This is a genomic window from Desulfatitalea alkaliphila (assembly GCF_022968795.1).
Taxonomy (GTDB): domain Bacteria; phylum Desulfobacterota; class Desulfobacteria; order Desulfobacterales; family Desulfosarcinaceae; genus Desulfatitalea; species Desulfatitalea alkaliphila.
In genome coordinates, this window is the sequence record NZ_JALJRB010000015.1 from 44127 (window position 1) to 63002 (window position 18876).

Genomic DNA, 18876 nt, shown 5'->3' on the forward strand with positions numbered 1-18876 from the left:
AGCGAATCCGAACCGGAAAACAAGGGCGGCGCCAAACGCCTCTTCGGTGGCTGTCTACTCCGAACCGTCCCTATCGACAACGGATGGCGCGGCGGCTTGCCGCCAAGCCCTTATATTGCCGTGGTGAAACCACACGATCATCGCCACGGTCAGCACCACGGCGCCCATTCCCACCCCATCCCCCCACCAATGGATCAGCCCGCCGGCGGCCAATACGGCCAACAGACCGAATGAGCCGATGAAAGAACGGCGCCACAGGGCGAAAACCAATAAATAGATCCCCAAGGCCGCAAGGGTGACCCAAGGCATCAGGGCACCGCAGAAACCGATGTAGTTGGCCACGCCTTTGCCGCCCCGAAAGCGGTGGCACCATGGATAGCGGGTGCCCATCACCAGGGCCCAGCCGGCCCAGGGCACCAAAGTGGCGGGCCAATGGTGGGCGGCCAGCAAGCCCACGGCCACGGCGCGCCCCACATCCAGCAGCAGCACCAGTGCGGCCAACGGCCAGCCGGCTTGACGATAGACATTGGAGACGCCGGGATTGCCGCTGTAGCGGCTGCGAGGGTCCTCCCATCCGAGCAAACGGAACAGCACGATGGCGAAATTGACCGATCCGGCCAGGTACGCCAAAAGCAGGCCCAACAAAAAAACGGTTGCGGACAACGATGCGCTGGTCAAATCATTGAATGGCATGGGTGTGGCACCTATCCCTGATCTTCGGCGGGAATGCCCCGGCGCACCCATGCCGGCGGCACCCAACGGCCACCGCTCACATCCCGCATGGCCACGCCGCGCAGCACTTCATAATGCCGGTCCCGGGCATCGGTGATCTTCAGATCGAACAGCAAGGTGCCCCCCTCCCGTCCCACCCACACCACCTGCGCCAGATAGCGCTGCCCCGGCCGAGTGGGGGTCGCGATGTGCCGTTGGGCAAAACCCACGGGAAACGCCACCACCCCCGCGAACCGCTGTGCCCACACACAGGCGGCATGAAAGGCGGCGTCCAGCACGAAGGGTGAACCGAGACTGCCGGCGACGCCCGCGTGGGTCGGCGCCTGGATCACGGCCCGGGCAGCGCCGGCATCGAGCACCAGGGGTTCAACGATATTACGGTAGGCAGGGCCGAAGGGCACCAACGCTTCGTACAGCCGGACCGGATCGACGCTGAAGGTTGCACCTGTCGCACGCGCCGGCGGCGCAAACGGTTCGGCCGACCCCGAACCGTCGTCGGGCATAAAAACGACCTGCGCGTGGGTCACCATGCGCCGAATGCGCGCCGCGCCGGCTTGGATGCGGCTGAGCAGGGCGGCGCGCAAACCGCCGCCCGGCAATGTCGACAGATCGCAGTAGGCTGCTATTGCACCGCCATCGGGCGGCAATGCCAGGAATTTATCGAAACGGGCAGCGCCCATGCGGTGCAGGTTCAATTCAGGGCGAACCGACCGGCACACATCGGCCAGCACCTGCAAGGCTTCCACCGCGGGCAGCACGGCCCGCTCCTGGAAGCGGTGGTCCGACCAGCAGGCCTCGGTTTTCAGATTCAGCAACCGGCGTTCGCCGGCGCCTATTTGGGGAAAATCTCCCACAGGCGCACCGTTTTGGGGTCGACGGCCACCGGCGTGCCCTTGGCGTTCACCGCGCAGTGCTTGGTGAAGCCGATGCAGACGATATCGCCGCTCTCCTGGTGGGTGATAATGTAGTCGAAACGCAACTTGACCCGTTCCATGGGACCGGGACGGGTGTGAATGAGCATGGCGTCATCGTAGCGCAGCGGCCGGTAGTAGTCGATGCCGGTGGAGATGATGGGGTAGACAAAACCGCTCTCTTCGATCTCCCGGTACGGATAGGCCGCCTCGCGCATCAGCGAGGCGCGGCCAAATTCGAAATAGCGCAGGTAGTTGGCATGGTACACCACCTGGGAGCGGTCGGTGTCGGCATAGAGGGTGCGCAAACGGCAGCGGTGCCAGACCAGGCCGGTGGTGTCGTCGCACACACAGGATTGGAACGCCGCGTCGTCAAGGGGTCGGGGCACGAAGGGTTTGGGTCGCATTCAAACCCCCCGGAAAACGATGCAGCAGTTGGTGCCGCCGAAGCCGAAGGCGTTGGACAGAAAATGCTCGTAGGTGTGCCGCCGCGCCGCGTTGGGTACCACATCCACATCGGCCAGATCGGGATCGGGGATGTGGTTGGCGGTGGGCAGCAGGATGCCCCGCCGCATGGCCTCGATGCCGAGCGCCGCTTCGATGGCCGCCGCGGCGCCCAGGGTGTGGCCGATCTGGGATTTGTTGGCGGTCACCGTCACCCGCTGCAAATCGTTGCCGAAAATGGCGCGCAAACATTCCACCTCCACCTTGTCCCCTTTGGGTGTGGAGGTGCCGTGGGCATTGACGTGGGGAATGTCCGCGGCCGTCAAACCGGCATCGTCGATGGCTTCGGCCATGGCCCGGATGATGGTGGGCTTGTGGGGCAGGGTGAAATGATGTGCGTCGGAGGACCATCCCACCCCCACCACTTCGGCCTTGGGGGTCAACCCCAGGGTTTTGACACGCTCTTCGGCTGCCAGCACCAGCGCGCCCGCGCCCTCGGCCAACACGAACCCCTTGCGATCGATGCTGTAGGGCCGGGAGGCCTGGGCAGGATCCCCATGGGCGCGATCGCCCGGCTCGACCTTGATGGTGGCCCACATGTTGGCGAAGCCTTGAATGATCTCGGGGATCAGGCAGGTTTCCACCCCGCCGGCGATGACAAAATCGCAATCGCCGTCACGGATCATGCGCGCCCCCAGGGCGATGGCATGGTTGCCCGATGCGCAGGCCCCCTGGGGCGAAAAGATGGGGCCGGTGAAACCCAACTGCATACCCGCCTTGCCCGCCGGTAGATTGGCGCACAAATTGGGCAACAGATAGGGACTCACTTTGGTGGCGCCGTGGCGGGTGTAATTCTGGATGGCAATGCGCAGGGCATCGCTGCCGTTGAGGGCCGATCCGATCAGGCAGGCGGTGCGCGGCGCGGTCTCATCGTCCATGACCAGGCCGGCATCGGCCAGGGCGCGCCGGCACAGCACCATGGTCAGAAATACAAAATCGGCGTTCCAGTTGCGGGCCTCTCGCGTTTCGATATGGCCGTCGGCCAAAGGGTCCCAGTCCGGAATTTCGCCCACCACATTGCTGCGGGAGGTGGTCTGACAGCGGGTCACGCGCCGGAACCCGGCCTCGCCGCGCAGGGCGCGTTGCCAGGTACTCTCGAAGGTGCTGCCCAGTGCCGTGGCGGCATCGTAGCCGACGACGTAAACTTTGCGATTCAGTGGTGCTTTCATTGAACCTTCTCAAAGACGATACAAGCGTTGCAGCCTCCGAAACCGAAGGCGTTTTTGAGCACATGGGTCTGGTCCACCTTGCGTCGGCCTTCGGCCACGCAATCGATGGGCAGTTCCGGGTCGGGTTGGTGGTTGATGGTGGGCGGCAGCACCCCGTCGCGCAGCCCCAAAAAGGCGAAGATGGATTCGATGGCGCTGGAGGCCCCCATGGCATGCCCGATCAAAGACTTGTTGGCGGTCACCGGCGGCATGGCCTTGCCGAAAACCGCCCGCAGGGCATCGAACTCCACCTTGTCCCCCACCCGCGTGGAGGCGGCATGGGCGTTGACGGCGTCCACGTCTGTCGGCGCTATGCCGGCCCGCACAATGCTCTGCTGGATGCAACGCTGCACCGTGGGCAAGTGGGGCGCCACGAAATGGTGGGCATCGGAACTCATGCCCCAGCCGGCGACGGCCACGTCGTGAGCCAAGCCTTGGGCCCGGGCGAAGTCGCTGCGCGCCAGGATAATGCACCCGGCTCCCTCGGCGATCACAAACCCGCGCCGATGAAGTGAAAAGGGCCGACTGGCCAGGGCCGGCGATTCCTCGGGTTGTCCCGGCTTGGGCACATAGGCGCCGCCCATGGTGGCGAAACCGGCCACGATGGGTTCCACAAGGGCGAAATCCACCGCGCCGCACAACACCACATCGGCCTGGTCCTGGGCCAGCAGCATGGCGCCGGTGATCATGGAACTGACCCCGGTGGCGCAGGCGGTGATGGTGCTGATGATGGGGCCCGTGGCACCGGTGTGCATGGAGACCTTGCCGGTCACCATGTTGATGCAGGCATTGGGATTGACACACGGCAAGGGCAGAGTGCCGTGGGCCGCCAATTTACGGTCGGCGGCCAGCACCGTATCCAAGCCGCCCACGGCCGAACTGTAGGTGATGGCCGTTCGCGGCGCCAATTCGGGGGTGATCTCCAGGCCGCATCGTTCCAAGGCCCGCTGCACCGTCAGCAAGGCATACTTGAAGATGGGCGACGGCCAGCGCGCCTGCTCCCTGGGCTTGAGAAAGGGATAGGCCAGATGATCGATGTCGGGCGCCTGGCCGGCGATGCGCACCGGAAAATCGTCTCCGGGAGCGAACCGGGTCAGCGGACCGACACCGCTTCGGCCGGCCAGGGCGGCCTGCCACTGGGCCTCCAGGTCGATCCCCAGGGGCGATATCGCATCATAGCCGATGATGACCGCACTTTTGGCGTCCATAAAGTCAACTGCCGACCGAAAGATCGCTTGCGAAAAGCGACCGAATCATCGGCATCCTCCCTACCATGGGATGAACTGGTAGAGCTTGGCGAACATTTCGTAAACCTCGATCCAGTTCTGCAAATCCTTGGTCGAGCGCATATGGGACCGCTTGTTGACCATCACCCAGCTCATGTGGGCCGCCCCGTCCTTGCAGGTGGTGCAGTCGCGGGTCTCGGAGGTGCAGCAGCGGTGCATGGTCTGCAAATCGGAAGCCCAGCGGATGAAGTTGGTCAGGCGCCGGGGCTGCGGATTGCGGTGATCCAGGGGTTGGGTCACCGAAGGGCACTCCATCCAGCCGAAGGGCCGCCCCAGCATGCGGCCGGTGGTGATGATCTCGTGGTAGTATTTGGAGGAGATGACCGTGTCGGGATAGGCGTCCAGCATGGCGTCCATCTCCTGCCGGATGGTGCTCAGCTCCTCCGGCTGCCAGGAGAAGCCGTCCACCCCTTCGTCGTTGGAAAGCAGCTGCATGTGCACCTTGAGCCCCACATCGCGGATTTTACGGATGATGCGCTCGGTCTGGCCGATCTGCCGCGGCGTGATGGTGTACAGGTAGTAGACGTAAGGATCGCCGGCGTAATGGCGACTCGAAACGGCGAAGGTGTCCTTGCCGCGCAGCAGCTTTTCGGCCGCCTCGTCGCCCCACAAGGAGATGCCGATCATCATGTCGGGAAAACGGTCCCGGGGCACCTTGATCAAGCCGTTGGTGGCGCAAAAAGTGGGCAATCTTTTGTAAAACGCCTCCACCCGGTCCAGACAGAGGGTGGGCTCGCCGCCGATCAGGATGGCCAGGTTGACCCCCCGTTCCATCTCCTTGTCGATGAAGGTCTCCCAACGGTGAAGGTCCATCTCCTCCGGGGCGGCCTCGTGTTCGCCGGATGAAAAGAAAAAGCAGCCCTTGCAGCGCAGATTGCAACGATTGGTCACGTCGTAGATGGAGCTGCGGATGTTGAGCTTGGAAATCTTCTTGTAGCGTGCATACCAATGTTCATCCAGCAGCGAGCTGACGGTCTTCATGATGGCATTTCCTCACATAACAAATACAGGCACTTCCTAAAAAAGGGCGAACCCCGGTGGTGATACGGGGGCCGAGCACAAGTTGTTTCCTTTGGGATAGTCGCTGACCCACACCGCCAGGTAGGTGTCCACATAATCGAGCCACGCGTTGAAGGTATCCGGATCGGTGGCATGGCGAAACAGACGCGCCGTCACCACCGCGCTGCCGGCCGCGTAGTGGCGGCAGTCATCGCAATCGGTGTCGGGTACGCAGCAGGCGACGCTGCGGTCCCAGTTCAGGTCGGTGCGGTACTGGCGGAAAGAACGTCCCAGGCCGATATCGGTGGAAGGATTGCATCGCGGGTATGAGCAACCGTAAAGGGCGTGCAACCCCAGGCGATGGGTGTGGGCCACGGCATTGTATGGCGAGAAAAGCACGGTGTCGGGGTGATTCGCCAACAAGGTCAGCATAGCCTGCCGCGTCCGACGCAGGGAATCTTCCGTGTGGCGCAAGGTGCCCGTGTAGCCCACCGGCGAAGAGAAGACGTTGAAGGTGATTTTACACCCTTGGGATGCCAACTGCCGGGTGACCTCTTCGGCTTCTTCGATGTTGTGGGGCGTGAAGGTGTAGACGAACACCGCCCGGGCATCGTCGCGGTAGTTTTCGATCTGCCGCTGCAACATGTGCTTGGCGTTGCGGATGCGCTCGCTGGTGCGGTCGTTGCCCCACACGGAGATATGGATCTTGTATCCCACCTGCGCGGGAATCTTGCGCAAACCGTTGGTGGCGATGGCCCCCAGGGGCATCTGCTCATGGCAAACCGTCAGCAGCTCGGGCACCAGGGAGGGTTCGGCACCGGCCAGCACCACATAGGTGATACCGCGCGCCTTCTCGGACTGCATCAGGGCCCGCCAGGCTTCAGGGTCCGACACTTCCCGGGCGTGCTGCTTTTCGCCCTCAAAATAGTAGCATCCGTCGCAGCGTATGTTGCAACGGTGGGTCATGTCATAGGTGGATTCGCGCAGAAAAAAGTACTGCCGCACCTTCTCCCACCGCTCACGCACCGCCGCATCGGCGATCAACTCGGAGAACTTCCATTGCCTTGCGGCGCCCCCGGCCCCTTCGGCCGAAGGCGCGGCCTCATTTTGTTCCACCATTACGCCTCGGCTGTCCGTTTCTTGTAAATGTATTCCGAAATCAGGCGCAGTGTGGTCAGCTTGGGATAATCGTCCTCGTCGATGCGCACGGCATATTGGTCCCGCAGCACCAGGGCCACGGTGGCCAAATCCATACTGTCGATGCCCACCTCGTCCACCAGGTCGATGTCGGGGTCGAAGGTTTCGGCCGTGACATCCTCCAGCTTCAGTTCCTCAATCATGATTCGGGCGATATCGCGAATCATCCGGTCCAGATCAGTTGTTACCACCGCCATGCCTGTTATTCTCCTTTAGCAGAATCTTTTGCCTCTTTGGCGCCGGCCGCCGCCACCACCATGTTGCCGCTGCAGACCAGCACTTCGTCCTTGCTGATGCGAAAGCTGTAATTGTCGTTTTTCCCCGGCCGGGCCTCGGCCGTAACCACCAGGTGATCGTCCGGCAGCACCATCTGCTTAAATCGCACCCGACTCACCTCCACCACCCGCAGGGGCATTTCCCGAGCGTGGCGGAGGACATCCAGCACCATTCCCAACTGAGCAACTCCCGGAAGAATCGGATGGCCGGGGAAATGGCCGTTGAACCAGGGGGACGACGGTGGCACGTGCACATCGGCCGACGGGCATTGCGCATCATAAGGCGTTCGAATTGTTAGATGATACCACACAGCCATTTTTATTGTAAATCCTGTTTTGCATTCCCCCCAACGGCGCTTCGCACCGACCGCCGCAATCGATCCACCCGGTGACGCCACTCTGTTTCAACGGACCAGGTATTCCCACAACGGCCCTGAGAAACCGCGCCGATACATGCGGGCCATGATTTTAACCACCTTTTCCCCGCCGGCCCCCACCACCCAGTTGTCCCGCTGTCGGGCGTGCCCGGTCACCTGCGTGATCACATGGTCCATGGCCAGGCCGGGTGGGCGATAAAACACCGGTTCGAGCAGGTTGTCGCCGGTACTGATCTGCGCCTCGGCCACAGCCCGTTGGTAAAGGTCCGTATGAGGGTAAATGCGCATCCCGGCAAAGAGGAATAGAACGCATTTTTCCAACCTGTCAATACGCTCCAACGATTCGGCCACCGTTTGCGCCGTTTCGCCGGGACCACCGAACAGGAAATAGTGGGCCACATGCAGTCCGGCCGCCACGGCGGCTTTATGGGCCACCTTGACCTGATCGGTGTGAAACGGTTTGCCGTAGGCCTTGAGCACCGCGTCACAGAACGCCTCGGTACCGAACTCCACGTGGCGCAAGCCGCATCCGGCCAGGGTGTCGAAATAGCCGTCGGGCAGCGCCGTGGGCGCGAAAAACCCGCCCCAGGGAATGGTCACCCCCGCATCCCGCAGGGCCTGACCGACGGCCAGGCTGTGGGGGATATCGGCATTGAAGGCCGAGTCCGTGAGAAAAATATATTTGGCGCCGGCCTCCTGGAGCTGCCGGGCGATGCGGCCGATGATTTCGGGTGGTTCGCAACGCATGTGCCGCCCCTCGATGCGCGGATAGGTGCAGTAAACACAGCGAAAGGGGCAACCCCGCTTGGTTTGCAGATTGAGCATGCCGCCGTTGCGCAAGTAGAAATCGGTGTGCGCTGCATCGGGGTCGAAGCGCCGCGCCCCTGCGCCCGCCAATGGCGGCGGGGCACCGCGCCGGCCGCCGCGAACGATCACCCCCGGCACCGCCAGGGGGTCTTGCCCGTTGGCAAGGGCATCGAGCAGCAATCCCAACCGCTCGCCCTCGCCCACGATGCCGTAATCGGCCGCCAAGGCGTCCATGATCTCGCGGGGAAACAGGGTGAAACCGCTGCCGCCCAAAATGACGGGGCCATTGCAGCAGCGCCGCACCCTTTCCACCAAGTCGCGGTAGCCGGGAATGTAGCCCCTGGGGTCGGTGATATCGGTGTTGTCGATGTTGCGCAGGGAAAGGCCGATCACCTCCGGCGCGAAGGCGCCGACGGCATCTTCCAGGGTAAGGCCCTCGGGCAACCGGTTCATGTCCAGCACCCTGACGGTGTGATCGGCGGCGATGGCCCCGGCCACATAGTCCAACCCCAGCGGATAAACCGGGTAGGGCTCGCGCACCGTATTGGCCGATAGCAGCAACACCTTCATGGCAGCCGGATCCCCACGGCGCTCACGCCATCGCCCAGTCCCAGCAACAGCACCGCCTTGCCCGCCAGGGCGCAAGGGGCACCACCGGCCAGAGCTGCGGGCACCGCGCCAGCGCGCACCATGGCGACCCCCATCACGGCGGCCACGGCCGAAGCGGTGCCGAATTCCCCGGTCAAGCGTCGGTAATCCACCATTGGTCCATCAAAACCGCTGGCCTGCCGGAAAGCCGCCCATTGGGCCTCGGCCACTGCATAGGCCCGGGCCGGCATCCCGACCAAGATTGCGCCGTAATTGTTGTGAACGACATCGGCGCCGCCCAGCAGGCCCACCAAGTCGGCCCCGGTCCCGGCGCCATCACCGCTGCGATAGGCCAGCAGTTGAAGCATCGGCGCGTTGCCGCCCGGTTCACGCCGCAACAGAAGGGCGCCGCCGCCGTCGGCCGCCGGCGGGTCCGGCCGTGCCGCGGGCGCCAGCAGGGGCGAGAGTTGCGGATGGTGTTCATCCAAGCCGGCCACCAAGACCGCATCCGCGGAGCGTCGTGTCAGCAGGTCGGCGGCCAGCAACGCCTGCTCGAAACTGTGGTCGCCGCCCGAGGTGGTCACATTGGCGCCTTTGATACCCAATTGCATGGCAATCTGACCGGCCGGCGCATTGTGCACCGACCCGACAAAATCAGTGGGCGACGGATACTGCCCCCGGGTCTCGGCCAATCGCTGCAAAAAGGCATGGGTTTCGGAAAGGGCGCCCCAGGCGGTGCCGATACTCACCGCCGTCGGCATGCGCTCCGGCGCCAGATCCCGGCAGGCATTCATCGCCAGGGACAGCGCCATGCGGGGCAACCGCTTGAAGCGACGGATGACCCGTGGCGGCAACGCCTCGGACAGGGTCTGTTCATCGAGACAACCGGCGCACTCCTTGCCCGCCAACAAGGCCTCCAGGCTGGCCGGTCCATGACCGGCGCCGGTGATGCAGGCGGCGCCTTGCACCGACAGCGGCGCGGTGACGACCGAGGGTGCCGCCACCGCAGCGGCACCGGCGGCGCGACCCACGATCACCGTCGCGTTGTTGCCGCCGAAACCGAAAGAGTTGGACATAACGGTCTTCAATGGTGCCGAACGGGGTGCGGTGACCGGCGAAATACCCAATTCGGGATCCGGCGTGCCATACCCCACGTTGCCAGGCAGCAGGCCGTTGCGGATGCACAGCGCCGCCACCACCGCCTCGATGGCCCCTGCTGCGGCCAGGGGATGCCCCATGGCCCCTTTGATGGAAGACAGCGGGGGCGGCTGCCGGCCGAACAACCGGTGCACCGCCCGGCCCTCGGCCAAGTCGTTGTCCGGCGTACCGGTGCCATGCAGATTGATGTAGTCGATTTGCGCAGGCGTCAAGCCGGCATCGGCCAGGGCGGCGGTCATGGCGGCCAAAGCGCCTTCTCCCTCGGGATGGGGCGCGGTGGCATGGTGCGCGTCACAGGAGAGACCGGCACCCAGCAGGCATACCCCGTCAGCGGCGGCATCGGCACTGAGCAGCAGCAAAGCCGCGCCTTCGGCCACCGACATGCCGCGCCGCTCACGGTCAAGGGGCCGTGCGCCCGCCGGGTCGATCAGCTGCAGGGACTTGAAGCCGAAATAGGTCAAACGGCACAAGGAATCGACGCCGCCGGCCAGGACCCGTCGCGCCATGCCGCAACGCAACATTTCCAGGGCCAACTTGAGGGCCACGGCCCCCGACGAGCAGGCGGTGGAAACGGTGAGCACCGGCCCGGTGCACCCCCATTGGCGGGCCAGATCCTCGGCCACCGTGGCGAGGCCATGATGACGGTAGGCCCGCGGGTCGGTGCAATGGTTTTGCAAAAGGGATTCTGTGGTCAGAATGCCGCCGGTGGTGGTGCCCAACACAATGGCATCGGGCGCCGCGTCGCTGCCGGCCAAGGCCTCCGCGGCCGCAATCCGCGCCAACCGATGGGTGCGGGGCAAGGCCTGGTCTTGCATATCGAACCCTCGGACCGCCCCCACGGGCAGCACTTGGCCGGCAGGCGCCACGAAAAGCGTCAAGCCGCTCAAGCCGCATTCCCCGCCGCGCAATGCCGCCAGGGTCCGCTCCGCACCGGTTCCCAACGCGCTGACCACTCCCATGCCGGCAATGGTCACCGGGACATCACTCAATTGGGCAGCTCCGAAGCGTGTTCCTGGATATAGGCCGCGAGGGTACCGAGGGTGGCAAACACTTTGGCGCCCAGCTCCTTGTTGTTGATGGCCACCCCGTAATCCTTCTCGATCATGATGACCATCTCCAGCACATCGATGGAGTCGATGCCCAGCTCGCCTCCCACCAATTGGGCGTCGGTCTGGATATCCGCCGGTGTTACATCCGGCAGATTCAATATGTCGACAATTTTGACTTTCAGCTCTTCGATCAAATGTTCCATAATTCGTTGGTTACCCCACCCCTATGAATTGCACCGGCCGGCACCTTTTAAGCATGACAATGCATCAATAGGTGTCACCGGGCTGATCGGTTTTATTATCAGGTTCACATGAACCCTGTCCACCCCTAAAACCGGGACCGCTGCAAGCAATCCGCGATCACCACCCGAAGTTGATCGAGCATCTTCTTGTCGAAATCGAAATCGCTATCGGGATCGGGATCTATTCTCTTTAATCCGGTGACCATAGTACCTGAATTTTTTCGATTTCGATCCCGATTTCGATTGTCACAGGATTATACAATGAACTTTCCCGGTGGCGCGCGGGGTCATGGACAGCCATTGTGTTTTATAGTACCATCCCACACCGCACATGATGCCGCGCAACCTTACTGTGCTATGCGTGTGCTTGTTTTTAAACCGTTATGCCGCAACGGACCATACCCTATGCCGACGTCACCCCTGACCCTCGAAATGGTGTTGCCCCACCGCAAACCCATGCTGTTGATCGGGGAAGTGCTCTGCTTCGACGAGCAAGGCGCGGTCACCCGGTCCACCGCGGATGCACAATGGCCCCTGGGCACTTCCGAGGGCATCAGCGGCTTGATCCTCATCGAGCTGGTGGCCCAGACCGCCGGCGTCAACAACGGATTGGCGCTGCGCAAACGAAACGGCGGCGGCCACCAGCGCGGCTGGATCGTGGGCGTCAAACGGGCCCGTTTGATGATCGACCGCATTGCACCGGGCACCCAAATAGTGGTTGCAACGCAAAATGGTTTTGCCTATGAAAACTTTCGGGAGGTGCACGGCACCGTCCGCATCGACAACCAAACAGCCGCTGAAATCACGCTGCAACTGATGCAGGCCAAATAATCAGGCGGCAGGATCGACTGTTCAGCAAAGGATCGACATATGCAAGATTCAGCCGGCAACAAACCGGTGGCGCTGGTCACCGGCGGCAGCAAGGGGATCGGCCGCGCCATCTGCGTGGAGATGGCACGTTGCGGTTACGAGGTGATCATCAATTATCTTTCAGATGAGGCAGGTGCCCGGGAGACCCTGGCGCAGGTGGAGCAGCAGGGCGGCAGCGGCATGTGCATCGGTTTCGACGTGGCCGCGGAAGCGGCCACCCAGGACGCGCTTGAACGCATCTTCGCCACCTATGCATCGGTGGACGCCCTGATCAACAACGCCGGCCGCATCGCCGACGAACTGTTCGTAATGATGACACCGGACAAATGGCGCGGCGTGATCGACACCACCCTGCAGGGGTTTTACAACGTCACACGGCCCGTGCTCGAAAAAATGGTGGTGCACAAACGGGGGTCGGTGGTCTCCATCGCCTCGGTGGCGGGCATCATGGGCAATCGCGGGCAGGCCAACTACGCCGCCGCCAAGGCGGGGTTGATCGGCGCCAGCCGATCGGTGGCCGCCGAAGTGGCCCGGCTCGGCATCCGGGTCAATGTGGTGGCGCCGGGGTTGATCCAGACCGACATGATCCATGACGCACCGGTGCAAAAGATAAAATCGATGATCCCCATGGCCCGCCTCGGCAAGGCCGAGGAGGTGGCCCGGGTGGTGCGTTTTCTCTGCTCGGAGGATGCATCCTACTTGACCGGCCAGGTCATCAGCGTCAACGGCGGTATGTTTTGAGCCGTTTCAAAGCGCTGCACCTGCTTTTACCGTTGTTTGCCCTGTTGTGTGTCGGGTGGGCCGATTCATGGGACGGGATCCGCACGGCGGCTGAAACGGTGACGGCCATCCAGGCCGATTTCATTCAGGAGAAACACCTGCCGATCCTTGCCAAACCTTTGGTTTCCAAGGGACGTTTCTATTTTCGCACGCCCCGCTCACTGCGCTGGGAATACCTGGCGCCGTTGCAAAGCATTCTGATCATGCACGAAGGCCGCACCACCCGCTGGGTGGCCGATCCATCCGGCTGGCGCGCCGAACGGGGACCGGGCCTGGAAGCCATGCAGGTCGTGTTGCAGGAAATCAGCCTCTGGCTGTCCGGCCGTTTCGAGGACAACCCTTCCTTCGATGCCCGCCTGACCGCTGAACGGCGGATTGTGCTCACCCCGCGCGAAGCGGCCTTCGAGGAGCTCATCCAGCGCATCGAGCTGCAACTGGGCGCACAACCCGGGACCATCGAAAGCGTTGAAATCCACGAGGGCCCGCAAGCCTTCACCCGCTTGATTTTCGAAGGCACGCAACTCAACCCGGACTTGAAGGCGGCGATCTTCAAGGAGGCACCATGAGCAAACATCGTTTTCCTATAATGACGGCAATCCTTGTCATGCTGCTGGTCGTGGCCTGCGCCGGTCCGCCGCGCATTGCATTGCCACCTGATGACACGAATGGCGATTTTGCAGCCGATTGCGCCGCCGTCTTTCCCCAAGGCAACTGGCAGTTCGCCCACGCCATCCAGGCCCACCTGCCCGATGGCTCGCGCCAGACGATGATCGGCATCACCCGCATCTCCGCCGCTGCGCAGGCCTTCGAATGCGCCATGCTGACCCTCGAAGGCATGGTCCTGTTTCAAGCCCGTTATGATGGTACTGCCATTGAAGTAAAAAAGGCGGTCCCCCCGATGGACCAGCCGGGCTTCGCCCAAGGGCTGATCGATGATATCGCGCTGCTCTTCTTCCCTCCCGCCGCGCCGCCGGCGCAATCCGGTCTTTTAAAAGACGGCGCCCGCATCTGTCGCTACCCCCTTGGGGACGGCATCCAGGATGTAGTCGTGCAGCCCGACGGCCGCTGGGAAATCCGCCGCTACGGCGCCGACGGGCGGCCACGCCGCACGGTCCTGCCCGATGGCAGCGAAGCCCGGCACCCCCAAGGCTTTCCCTCCCGGCTGGAGCTGCGCGCCCATGGCGCCAAGGGATACCGCCTCAACATGAGCTTGATGGAAGCCGTCCCCCTGGACAGCCGATCCACGCAATAGCCAAGCAATCGAAAAGGAAAACCATGCGACTCAAACTGATCTATCCCCAATGGTCCAAGCTGATGCGGCAAACCGAATTCCATCTGCCGCCCCATGGCCCGGTGGTCTTCGCCGCCGCCCTGCCCGATGATGTGGACGTGGATTTCATCGACGAAAACCTGCAAACCATCGATTTCGATGACCGGCCGGACGTGGTGGCCATCTCCATGATGCTCACCATCCAGGTCAAGCGGGGTTGGCAAATCGCCGATACCTACCGGCGCATGGGCGTTCCCGTCATCTTCGGCGGCATCGCCACCATGCTGCATGCCGAAGAGACCATGGCCCATGCCGACGCCGTCTTTCTGGGGGAAGCCGAGGGCCACATGGAAAAAGTGTTGGATGACCTGCGCCGCGGCGCCTTGCAGAAAGTGTACGACCATCTGGAAGACCGCCCTCCCATCGAAATGGTGGGCACCGCCCGACGGGACATCCTGCAGCGGGATCTGTACAACTACAAAGGGGTGCAGATGGTGGACCTGGTGCACGCCTCCCGCGGCTGCCGCTATCACTGCTACCCCTGCGCCGTGGCCTATTTGGGCGGCCGCCGGTTCCGACCACGGCCCATCGACAAATCCATCGCCGAGATGGCCGCCATCGACAACAACCGCCTGTTCGTGGTCGACAACTCCCTGGCCCAGGACACCGCCTGGGAAATGGACCTGTTCCGCGAAATGATCCCCCTCAAGAAGAAGTGGTGCTGCCATCCCATCGAAGACAAACCCGAAGTGCTGGACCTGGCCGCCCAAGCGGGCGCCTGGTATGTCTACCAGGCGGTTTTCGATACGTCGAACTACATCCGCGAGCGCATCAAACGCTACCACGATCATGGCATCGGGGTGGAGGGCACCATTCTGCTGGGATTGGACGATCACACCGAAGACAGTATCAAACGGCTGATCGATTTTCTGTTGGAGATCGAACTGGATCTGGCCGAATTCACCGTGCTGACCCCCTTTCCCCACACCAAGGCGTGGGACGACCTGCACGGGTCGGGACGCATCTTCACCTACGACTGGGACGCCTATTCGGCCGACAATGTGGTCTACCACCCCAAACACATGAGTGCCGAGAAGCTCCAGGAGCTGCTCGCTTATGCCTGGGACACCTTCTACCAGGACGAGCCCCAGGAGATGAAGATGTCCAAGCTGTTTGCCCAGGTGATCCGCAAAGAGATGGCCGACAACACCTATCGGCCCCGCAGGGGGGAGCTGCGCGACCGGGCTTTTGGAAGACCCCTGGAGGTATAAACGTCTATTTCAGGAATCGCGCAAACGGTGCTGCTGGACCTTGTTTGCGTCCAACCCACCATCTGCGAGGCGGGCTGACACACAGCCCGCCTCGGCTCAGGCCGCCGCAGCCGGCGGTGTTCTTCTTTTCACCCGCCACTTCTGCCAAGCGTACATACCAAAGTAAGCGCTGATGCCGATGGCTTGAATCGTGGTCGGCCCCAGGGGCAGGTGGGACTCGATGACCGCCGCCTTGAAGGTGGATGCGGCCACGGCCAGCAAGATGAGCCGCTCCAGGATGTTACAATGCACCACCAGGTGGCCCTGGAGAAACGAGGCGAAGGCGAACATGGCGATCAATCCGGAAAAGAAGACCCAGATAATCCGGACGGGATTGTCCAGCCAGATAATGGCGCCCGTCTCGGTGACACCGTCGATCATCAACAGTTCGTTGTTGAACAGGAAGATGAACGGCAGGATCGCCGTGCGCAGGTCGTAGGTGAAGCCCTGGATGCCGGTGCGAATGGGATCGGACCGGGCGATGGCGGCCCCGGCATAGGCCGCCAGCCCCACCGGCGGCGTGTCGTCGGCCAGAATACCAAAGTAGAAAACGAAGAGATGAGCGGCGATCAGTGGAAACACCAGGCCCGCGTCGCCCCCCAGGGTGACGATGACTGGGGCGGTGAGGGTGGCCATGATGATGTAGTTGGCCGTGGTGGGCATGCCCATGCCCAGGATCAGGCAGGTCATGGCGGTGAAGATCAGCATCAGCACCACGTTGCCCATGGAGATGGTGTCGATGAGGGTGATGAAGCGCCCCACCAGCCCGGTGATGGTCACCACCCCCACGATAATGCCCGCCGTGGCGGTGGCCACGCCCACGGAAATCATGTTGCGCGCACCACCGATCAAACCCTGCCAGACATCCATGAGACCTGTCACGAATGCCTTGCGCAATTCGACGGTCATGTCGACATCTTGCGTCAGCGTCCCGGACCGGCGGGCCAAGGTGAGCGAAAAATAGAGGGTGATCGGCCGCTGAATGAGCATGATCACCACCAGGGATTCGATGGCCAGGAGCACCGCGGTCACCGGTGAACGGCGCAACACGACCAGGTAGATGATCAAAACCGCCAAGGGAATCAAAAAATGGATGCCCCGCAGGAAGGTCCGTTTGAAAAGCGGCAGCAATTCCCGCGGCAAGGCAGCCACGCCCAGCTTGAGCGCCTCCATGTGCACCACGTAAAACAATGCCAGGTAGGATATCAGGGCCGGCAGCAGTGCCGCCCGCACCACATCCAGGTAGGGAATCCCCAGAATCTCGGCCATGATGAAGGCGGCCGCGCCCATGATGGGGGGCATCAACTGCCCATTGGTGGAGGCGGCCACCTCGATGGCGGCGGCTTTGTAGGGCGGCAGCCCCACCTTCTTCATCAAAGGAATGGTGAAGGTGCCGGTGGTGACGGTGTTGGCGATGGAGGAGCCGGAAACCAGGCCGGTCAAACCGGAGGCCAACACCGCCGCTTTGGCCGGTCCGCCCCGATAGGTGCCCAGGGCGGAAAAGGCCACATCGATGAAATATTTGCCGCCCCCGGCCTTGTCCAGCAGGGAGCCGAACAGCACGAACAAAAACACGAAATCGGTGGAGACGCCCAGGGGCACGCCGAAAATACCGGTGGTGGTCAAATACATGTCGCTGATGATGAAATCCAGCGGGACGCCGCGATGGCGCAGCACTTCGGGCAGGTAGGGACCGCCTATGGTGTAGAGGATGAACAGTGCGGCCAGAGTGGCCAGGGCCGGACCGAGACTGCGCCGGGCCGCCTCCAGCAGCAAAACGATCAGGATGGTGCCCAGCACGATATCGGTGGTGTTGGGCAACCCCTGACGCATGATCAGTTGGTTGTAGTCCCACCAAATGTAGAGGGCGGCGGTGACGCCGACCACCGCCAATACGATATCCTGGAGGGGAATACGTGTGATGATCGACCGCCCGGACCGCAGGGGCAGCACCTTGCGCAGCCCCCGGATCCAGAAGGGCGGCCGATGAGGTTTGTAGCTCGGATAGAGCAGAAAGGCCAGTGCCATGGCGAAGGCCAGGTGCCAGGCCCTGGCCACATGGGAGTCGATGGGCCGAAAGGCGATGAAGAGCTGGTAGCCGGACCAGGCCAGGCACATCAGGGTGATCACCCAGGATGCAATCCAGCTGCGGGGATTGCGGGCGCCCGCTTCCGCACCGGCCAGAATCTGCTGGGCCTCTTTCGCGCCGTTTTTCACATCCGACTGCTTGTCGGCACCGCGATCCGCACTTGCAACATCACCGCCCATGGGCCCCTTTCTCCTCTATTCGGTTTTGCTTACATCCATCCTTTTTCCTTGTAGTATTTCAAGGCACCGGGATGAAAAGGCGCCGAAAGCCCCTGCAGCATCTCCTTGGGATCCAGATGCCGGAAGGCGGCATGGGAACCCTTGAGTTGTTGCAGATTCTCGAAAACGGTCTTGACCATGTCGTAAACGATCTGATCGTCCACCGTTTCATGGCTGATGACCGTGGCGGTCACCGCGTAGGTGGGCACGTCGTAGTCCACACCCTTGTAAGTGCCGGCGGGAATTTTGGTGAAAATGTAGTACGGCTTCTCTTCCGCCATCTTCTTGATGTCCGGATGATCCAAGGGCACCATGACGATGTCCACGGACTGGGCCGGCTCTTCAATGGCCGCGCTGGGGTTGCCTACCGTGTAGAAGAAGGCGTCGATCTTGCGGTCCACCAGGGCCCGGGACGCTTCGTGCTGCTGCAAGCTCTCGGCCCGCAGATCGCTGGAAGGATCGATGCCGTAAATCCGAAGCACCTCCTCGGCATTGAACCGCTGGCCGGAGCCGGGATTGCCGATGTTGACCCGTTTGCCCTTGATGTCCTCAACCTTCTTGATCCCCGTGTCCTTGCGGGTCACCAGCATCACGGTCTCGGGATGCATGCTGAACACGCTACGCAGGTTCTTGACCGGCTTGCCTTCCCAATCGGCGACCCCGTTGAAGGCCTGATAGTTGCGGTCCGACTGGGCCACGCCGAAATCGAAGGTTTCACGCACCATGGCGTTGATATTGAACACCGAGCCGCCCGTGGGGCGCCCGATGTAGTTGTAGTCATCGCCGCGGTGCCGGTTCATCAGGTTGCTGATCTGCAAAGCCACCTGGTAGTAAACACCCACGATGGATGCACCGCCGAACAGCACATCGGTTTTGGCCATGGCCGGTTGCACCGGCACGATCAGCGCCGCGATTACCAAAGCTACAAGAACGACTCTTTTCCAAGCCATACCTGCCTCCTTTCGATTTTCGGTTGAATGGTGGGGGAAAATGTGGTTGCCGTTTA

The 18876-nt window shown here is 62.5% G+C and carries 19 protein-coding genes; 5 read left to right on the forward strand and 14 right to left on the reverse strand.

The window, feature by feature from the left end; all coding sequences use genetic code 11:
- Window positions 1–54 precede the first annotated feature (54 nt).
- The 12 genes from MRX98_RS13480 to MRX98_RS13535 form a co-directional block, all read right to left on the reverse strand.
- Window positions 55–693 (reverse strand): glycerol-3-phosphate acyltransferase, encoded by a 639-nt coding sequence (locus MRX98_RS13480; protein ID WP_246909725.1) that lies wholly within the window; start codon window positions 691–693, stop codon window positions 55–57.
- Between the two features lie 11 nt (window positions 694–704).
- Window positions 705–1586 (reverse strand): polyketide synthase dehydratase domain-containing protein, encoded by an 882-nt coding sequence (locus MRX98_RS13485; RefSeq protein WP_246909740.1) that lies wholly within the window; start codon window positions 1584–1586, stop codon window positions 705–707.
- The gene (locus tag MRX98_RS13490) at window positions 1565–2050 is read right to left on the reverse strand and encodes an acyl-CoA thioesterase (protein WP_246909743.1); all 486 of its coding nucleotides are present in this window, start codon (window positions 2048–2050) and stop codon (window positions 1565–1567) included. The genes MRX98_RS13485 and MRX98_RS13490 overlap by 22 nt, the downstream gene beginning before the upstream one ends.
- Window positions 2051–3316 (reverse strand): beta-ketoacyl-[acyl-carrier-protein] synthase family protein, encoded by a 1266-nt coding sequence (locus tag MRX98_RS13495; protein ID WP_246909757.1) that lies wholly within the window; start codon window positions 3314–3316, stop codon window positions 2051–2053.
- Entirely contained in the window at window positions 3313–4563 is a 1251-nt protein-coding gene (locus MRX98_RS13500) for a beta-ketoacyl-[acyl-carrier-protein] synthase family protein (protein WP_246909769.1), read from the reverse strand. Before MRX98_RS13500 ends, MRX98_RS13495 begins: the two co-directional genes overlap by 4 nt.
- A 60-nt stretch (window positions 4564–4623) precedes the next feature.
- On the reverse strand, window positions 4624–5622 hold the full coding sequence (locus tag MRX98_RS13505; protein ID WP_246909772.1) for a radical SAM protein: 999 nt from the start codon (window positions 5620–5622) through the stop codon (window positions 4624–4626).
- Window positions 5623–5658: 36 nt separating this feature from the next.
- Entirely contained in the window at window positions 5659–6759 is a 1101-nt protein-coding gene (locus MRX98_RS13510) for a radical SAM protein (RefSeq protein WP_246909786.1), read from the reverse strand.
- Window positions 6759–7034 carry a phosphopantetheine-binding protein gene (locus MRX98_RS13515; RefSeq protein WP_246909789.1) on the reverse strand — a complete coding sequence of 92 codons (276 nt, stop codon included), beginning with the start codon at window positions 7032–7034 and terminating at the stop codon, window positions 6759–6761. The genes MRX98_RS13510 and MRX98_RS13515 overlap by 1 nt, the downstream gene beginning before the upstream one ends.
- Before the next feature lie 5 nt (window positions 7035–7039).
- Window positions 7040–7429: a 3-hydroxyacyl-ACP dehydratase FabZ family protein gene (locus tag MRX98_RS13520; RefSeq protein ID WP_246909821.1), complete on the reverse strand. Its 390-nt coding sequence runs from the start codon at window positions 7427–7429 to the stop codon at window positions 7040–7042.
- 87 nt (window positions 7430–7516) lie between these two features.
- Window positions 7517–8866 (reverse strand): lipid biosynthesis B12-binding/radical SAM protein, encoded by a 1350-nt coding sequence (locus MRX98_RS13525; RefSeq protein ID WP_246909829.1) that lies wholly within the window; start codon window positions 8864–8866, stop codon window positions 7517–7519.
- The gene (locus MRX98_RS13530; protein WP_246909842.1) at window positions 8863–11031 is read right to left on the reverse strand and encodes a beta-ketoacyl synthase N-terminal-like domain-containing protein; all 2169 of its coding nucleotides are present in this window, start codon (window positions 11029–11031) and stop codon (window positions 8863–8865) included. The genes MRX98_RS13525 and MRX98_RS13530 overlap by 4 nt, the downstream gene beginning before the upstream one ends.
- On the reverse strand, window positions 11028–11294 hold the full coding sequence (locus MRX98_RS13535; RefSeq protein WP_246909845.1) for a phosphopantetheine-binding protein: 267 nt from the start codon (window positions 11292–11294) through the stop codon (window positions 11028–11030). Before MRX98_RS13535 ends, MRX98_RS13530 begins: the two co-directional genes overlap by 4 nt.
- 444 nt (window positions 11295–11738) lie before the next feature.
- On the opposite strand from MRX98_RS13535, the gene MRX98_RS13540 reads away from it, so the two are divergent.
- Genes MRX98_RS13540 through MRX98_RS13560 form a run of 5 tightly spaced genes read left to right on the forward strand, consistent with a single transcriptional unit; the run spans window position 11739 to window position 15524 of the window.
- Window positions 11739–12164 carry a hotdog family protein gene (locus tag MRX98_RS13540; protein ID WP_246909848.1) on the forward strand — a complete coding sequence of 142 codons (426 nt, stop codon included), beginning with the start codon at window positions 11739–11741 and terminating at the stop codon, window positions 12162–12164.
- A 39-nt stretch (window positions 12165–12203) separates the two neighbouring features.
- A complete protein-coding gene (gene fabG / locus MRX98_RS13545) occupies window positions 12204–12944 on the forward strand; it encodes a 3-oxoacyl-ACP reductase FabG (protein ID WP_246909860.1) in 741 nt (246 codons plus the stop codon).
- On the forward strand, window positions 12941–13549 hold the full coding sequence (locus MRX98_RS13550) for an outer membrane lipoprotein carrier protein LolA (RefSeq protein ID WP_246909863.1): 609 nt from the start codon (window positions 12941–12943) through the stop codon (window positions 13547–13549). Before fabG ends, MRX98_RS13550 begins: the two co-directional genes overlap by 4 nt.
- The gene (locus MRX98_RS13555) at window positions 13546–14235 is read left to right on the forward strand and encodes a DUF3261 domain-containing protein (RefSeq protein ID WP_246909866.1); all 690 of its coding nucleotides are present in this window, start codon (window positions 13546–13548) and stop codon (window positions 14233–14235) included. Before MRX98_RS13550 ends, MRX98_RS13555 begins: the two co-directional genes overlap by 4 nt.
- A 23-nt stretch (window positions 14236–14258) precedes the next feature.
- The gene (locus MRX98_RS13560; protein ID WP_246909884.1) at window positions 14259–15524 is read left to right on the forward strand and encodes a B12-binding domain-containing radical SAM protein; all 1266 of its coding nucleotides are present in this window, start codon (window positions 14259–14261) and stop codon (window positions 15522–15524) included.
- 96 nt (window positions 15525–15620) lie between these two features.
- Here MRX98_RS13560 and MRX98_RS13565 read toward each other — a convergent pair whose 3' ends face one another.
- Both MRX98_RS13565 and MRX98_RS13570 read right to left on the reverse strand, forming a co-directional pair.
- On the reverse strand, window positions 15621–17831 hold the full coding sequence (locus MRX98_RS13565) for a TRAP transporter permease (protein WP_246909887.1): 2211 nt from the start codon (window positions 17829–17831) through the stop codon (window positions 15621–15623).
- A 29-nt stretch (window positions 17832–17860) separates the two neighbouring features.
- Window positions 17861–18820, reverse strand: a complete 960-nt coding sequence (locus MRX98_RS13570; RefSeq protein WP_246909891.1) for a TAXI family TRAP transporter solute-binding subunit — start codon at window positions 18818–18820, stop codon at window positions 17861–17863.
- Window positions 18821–18876: the final 56 nt, after the last annotated feature.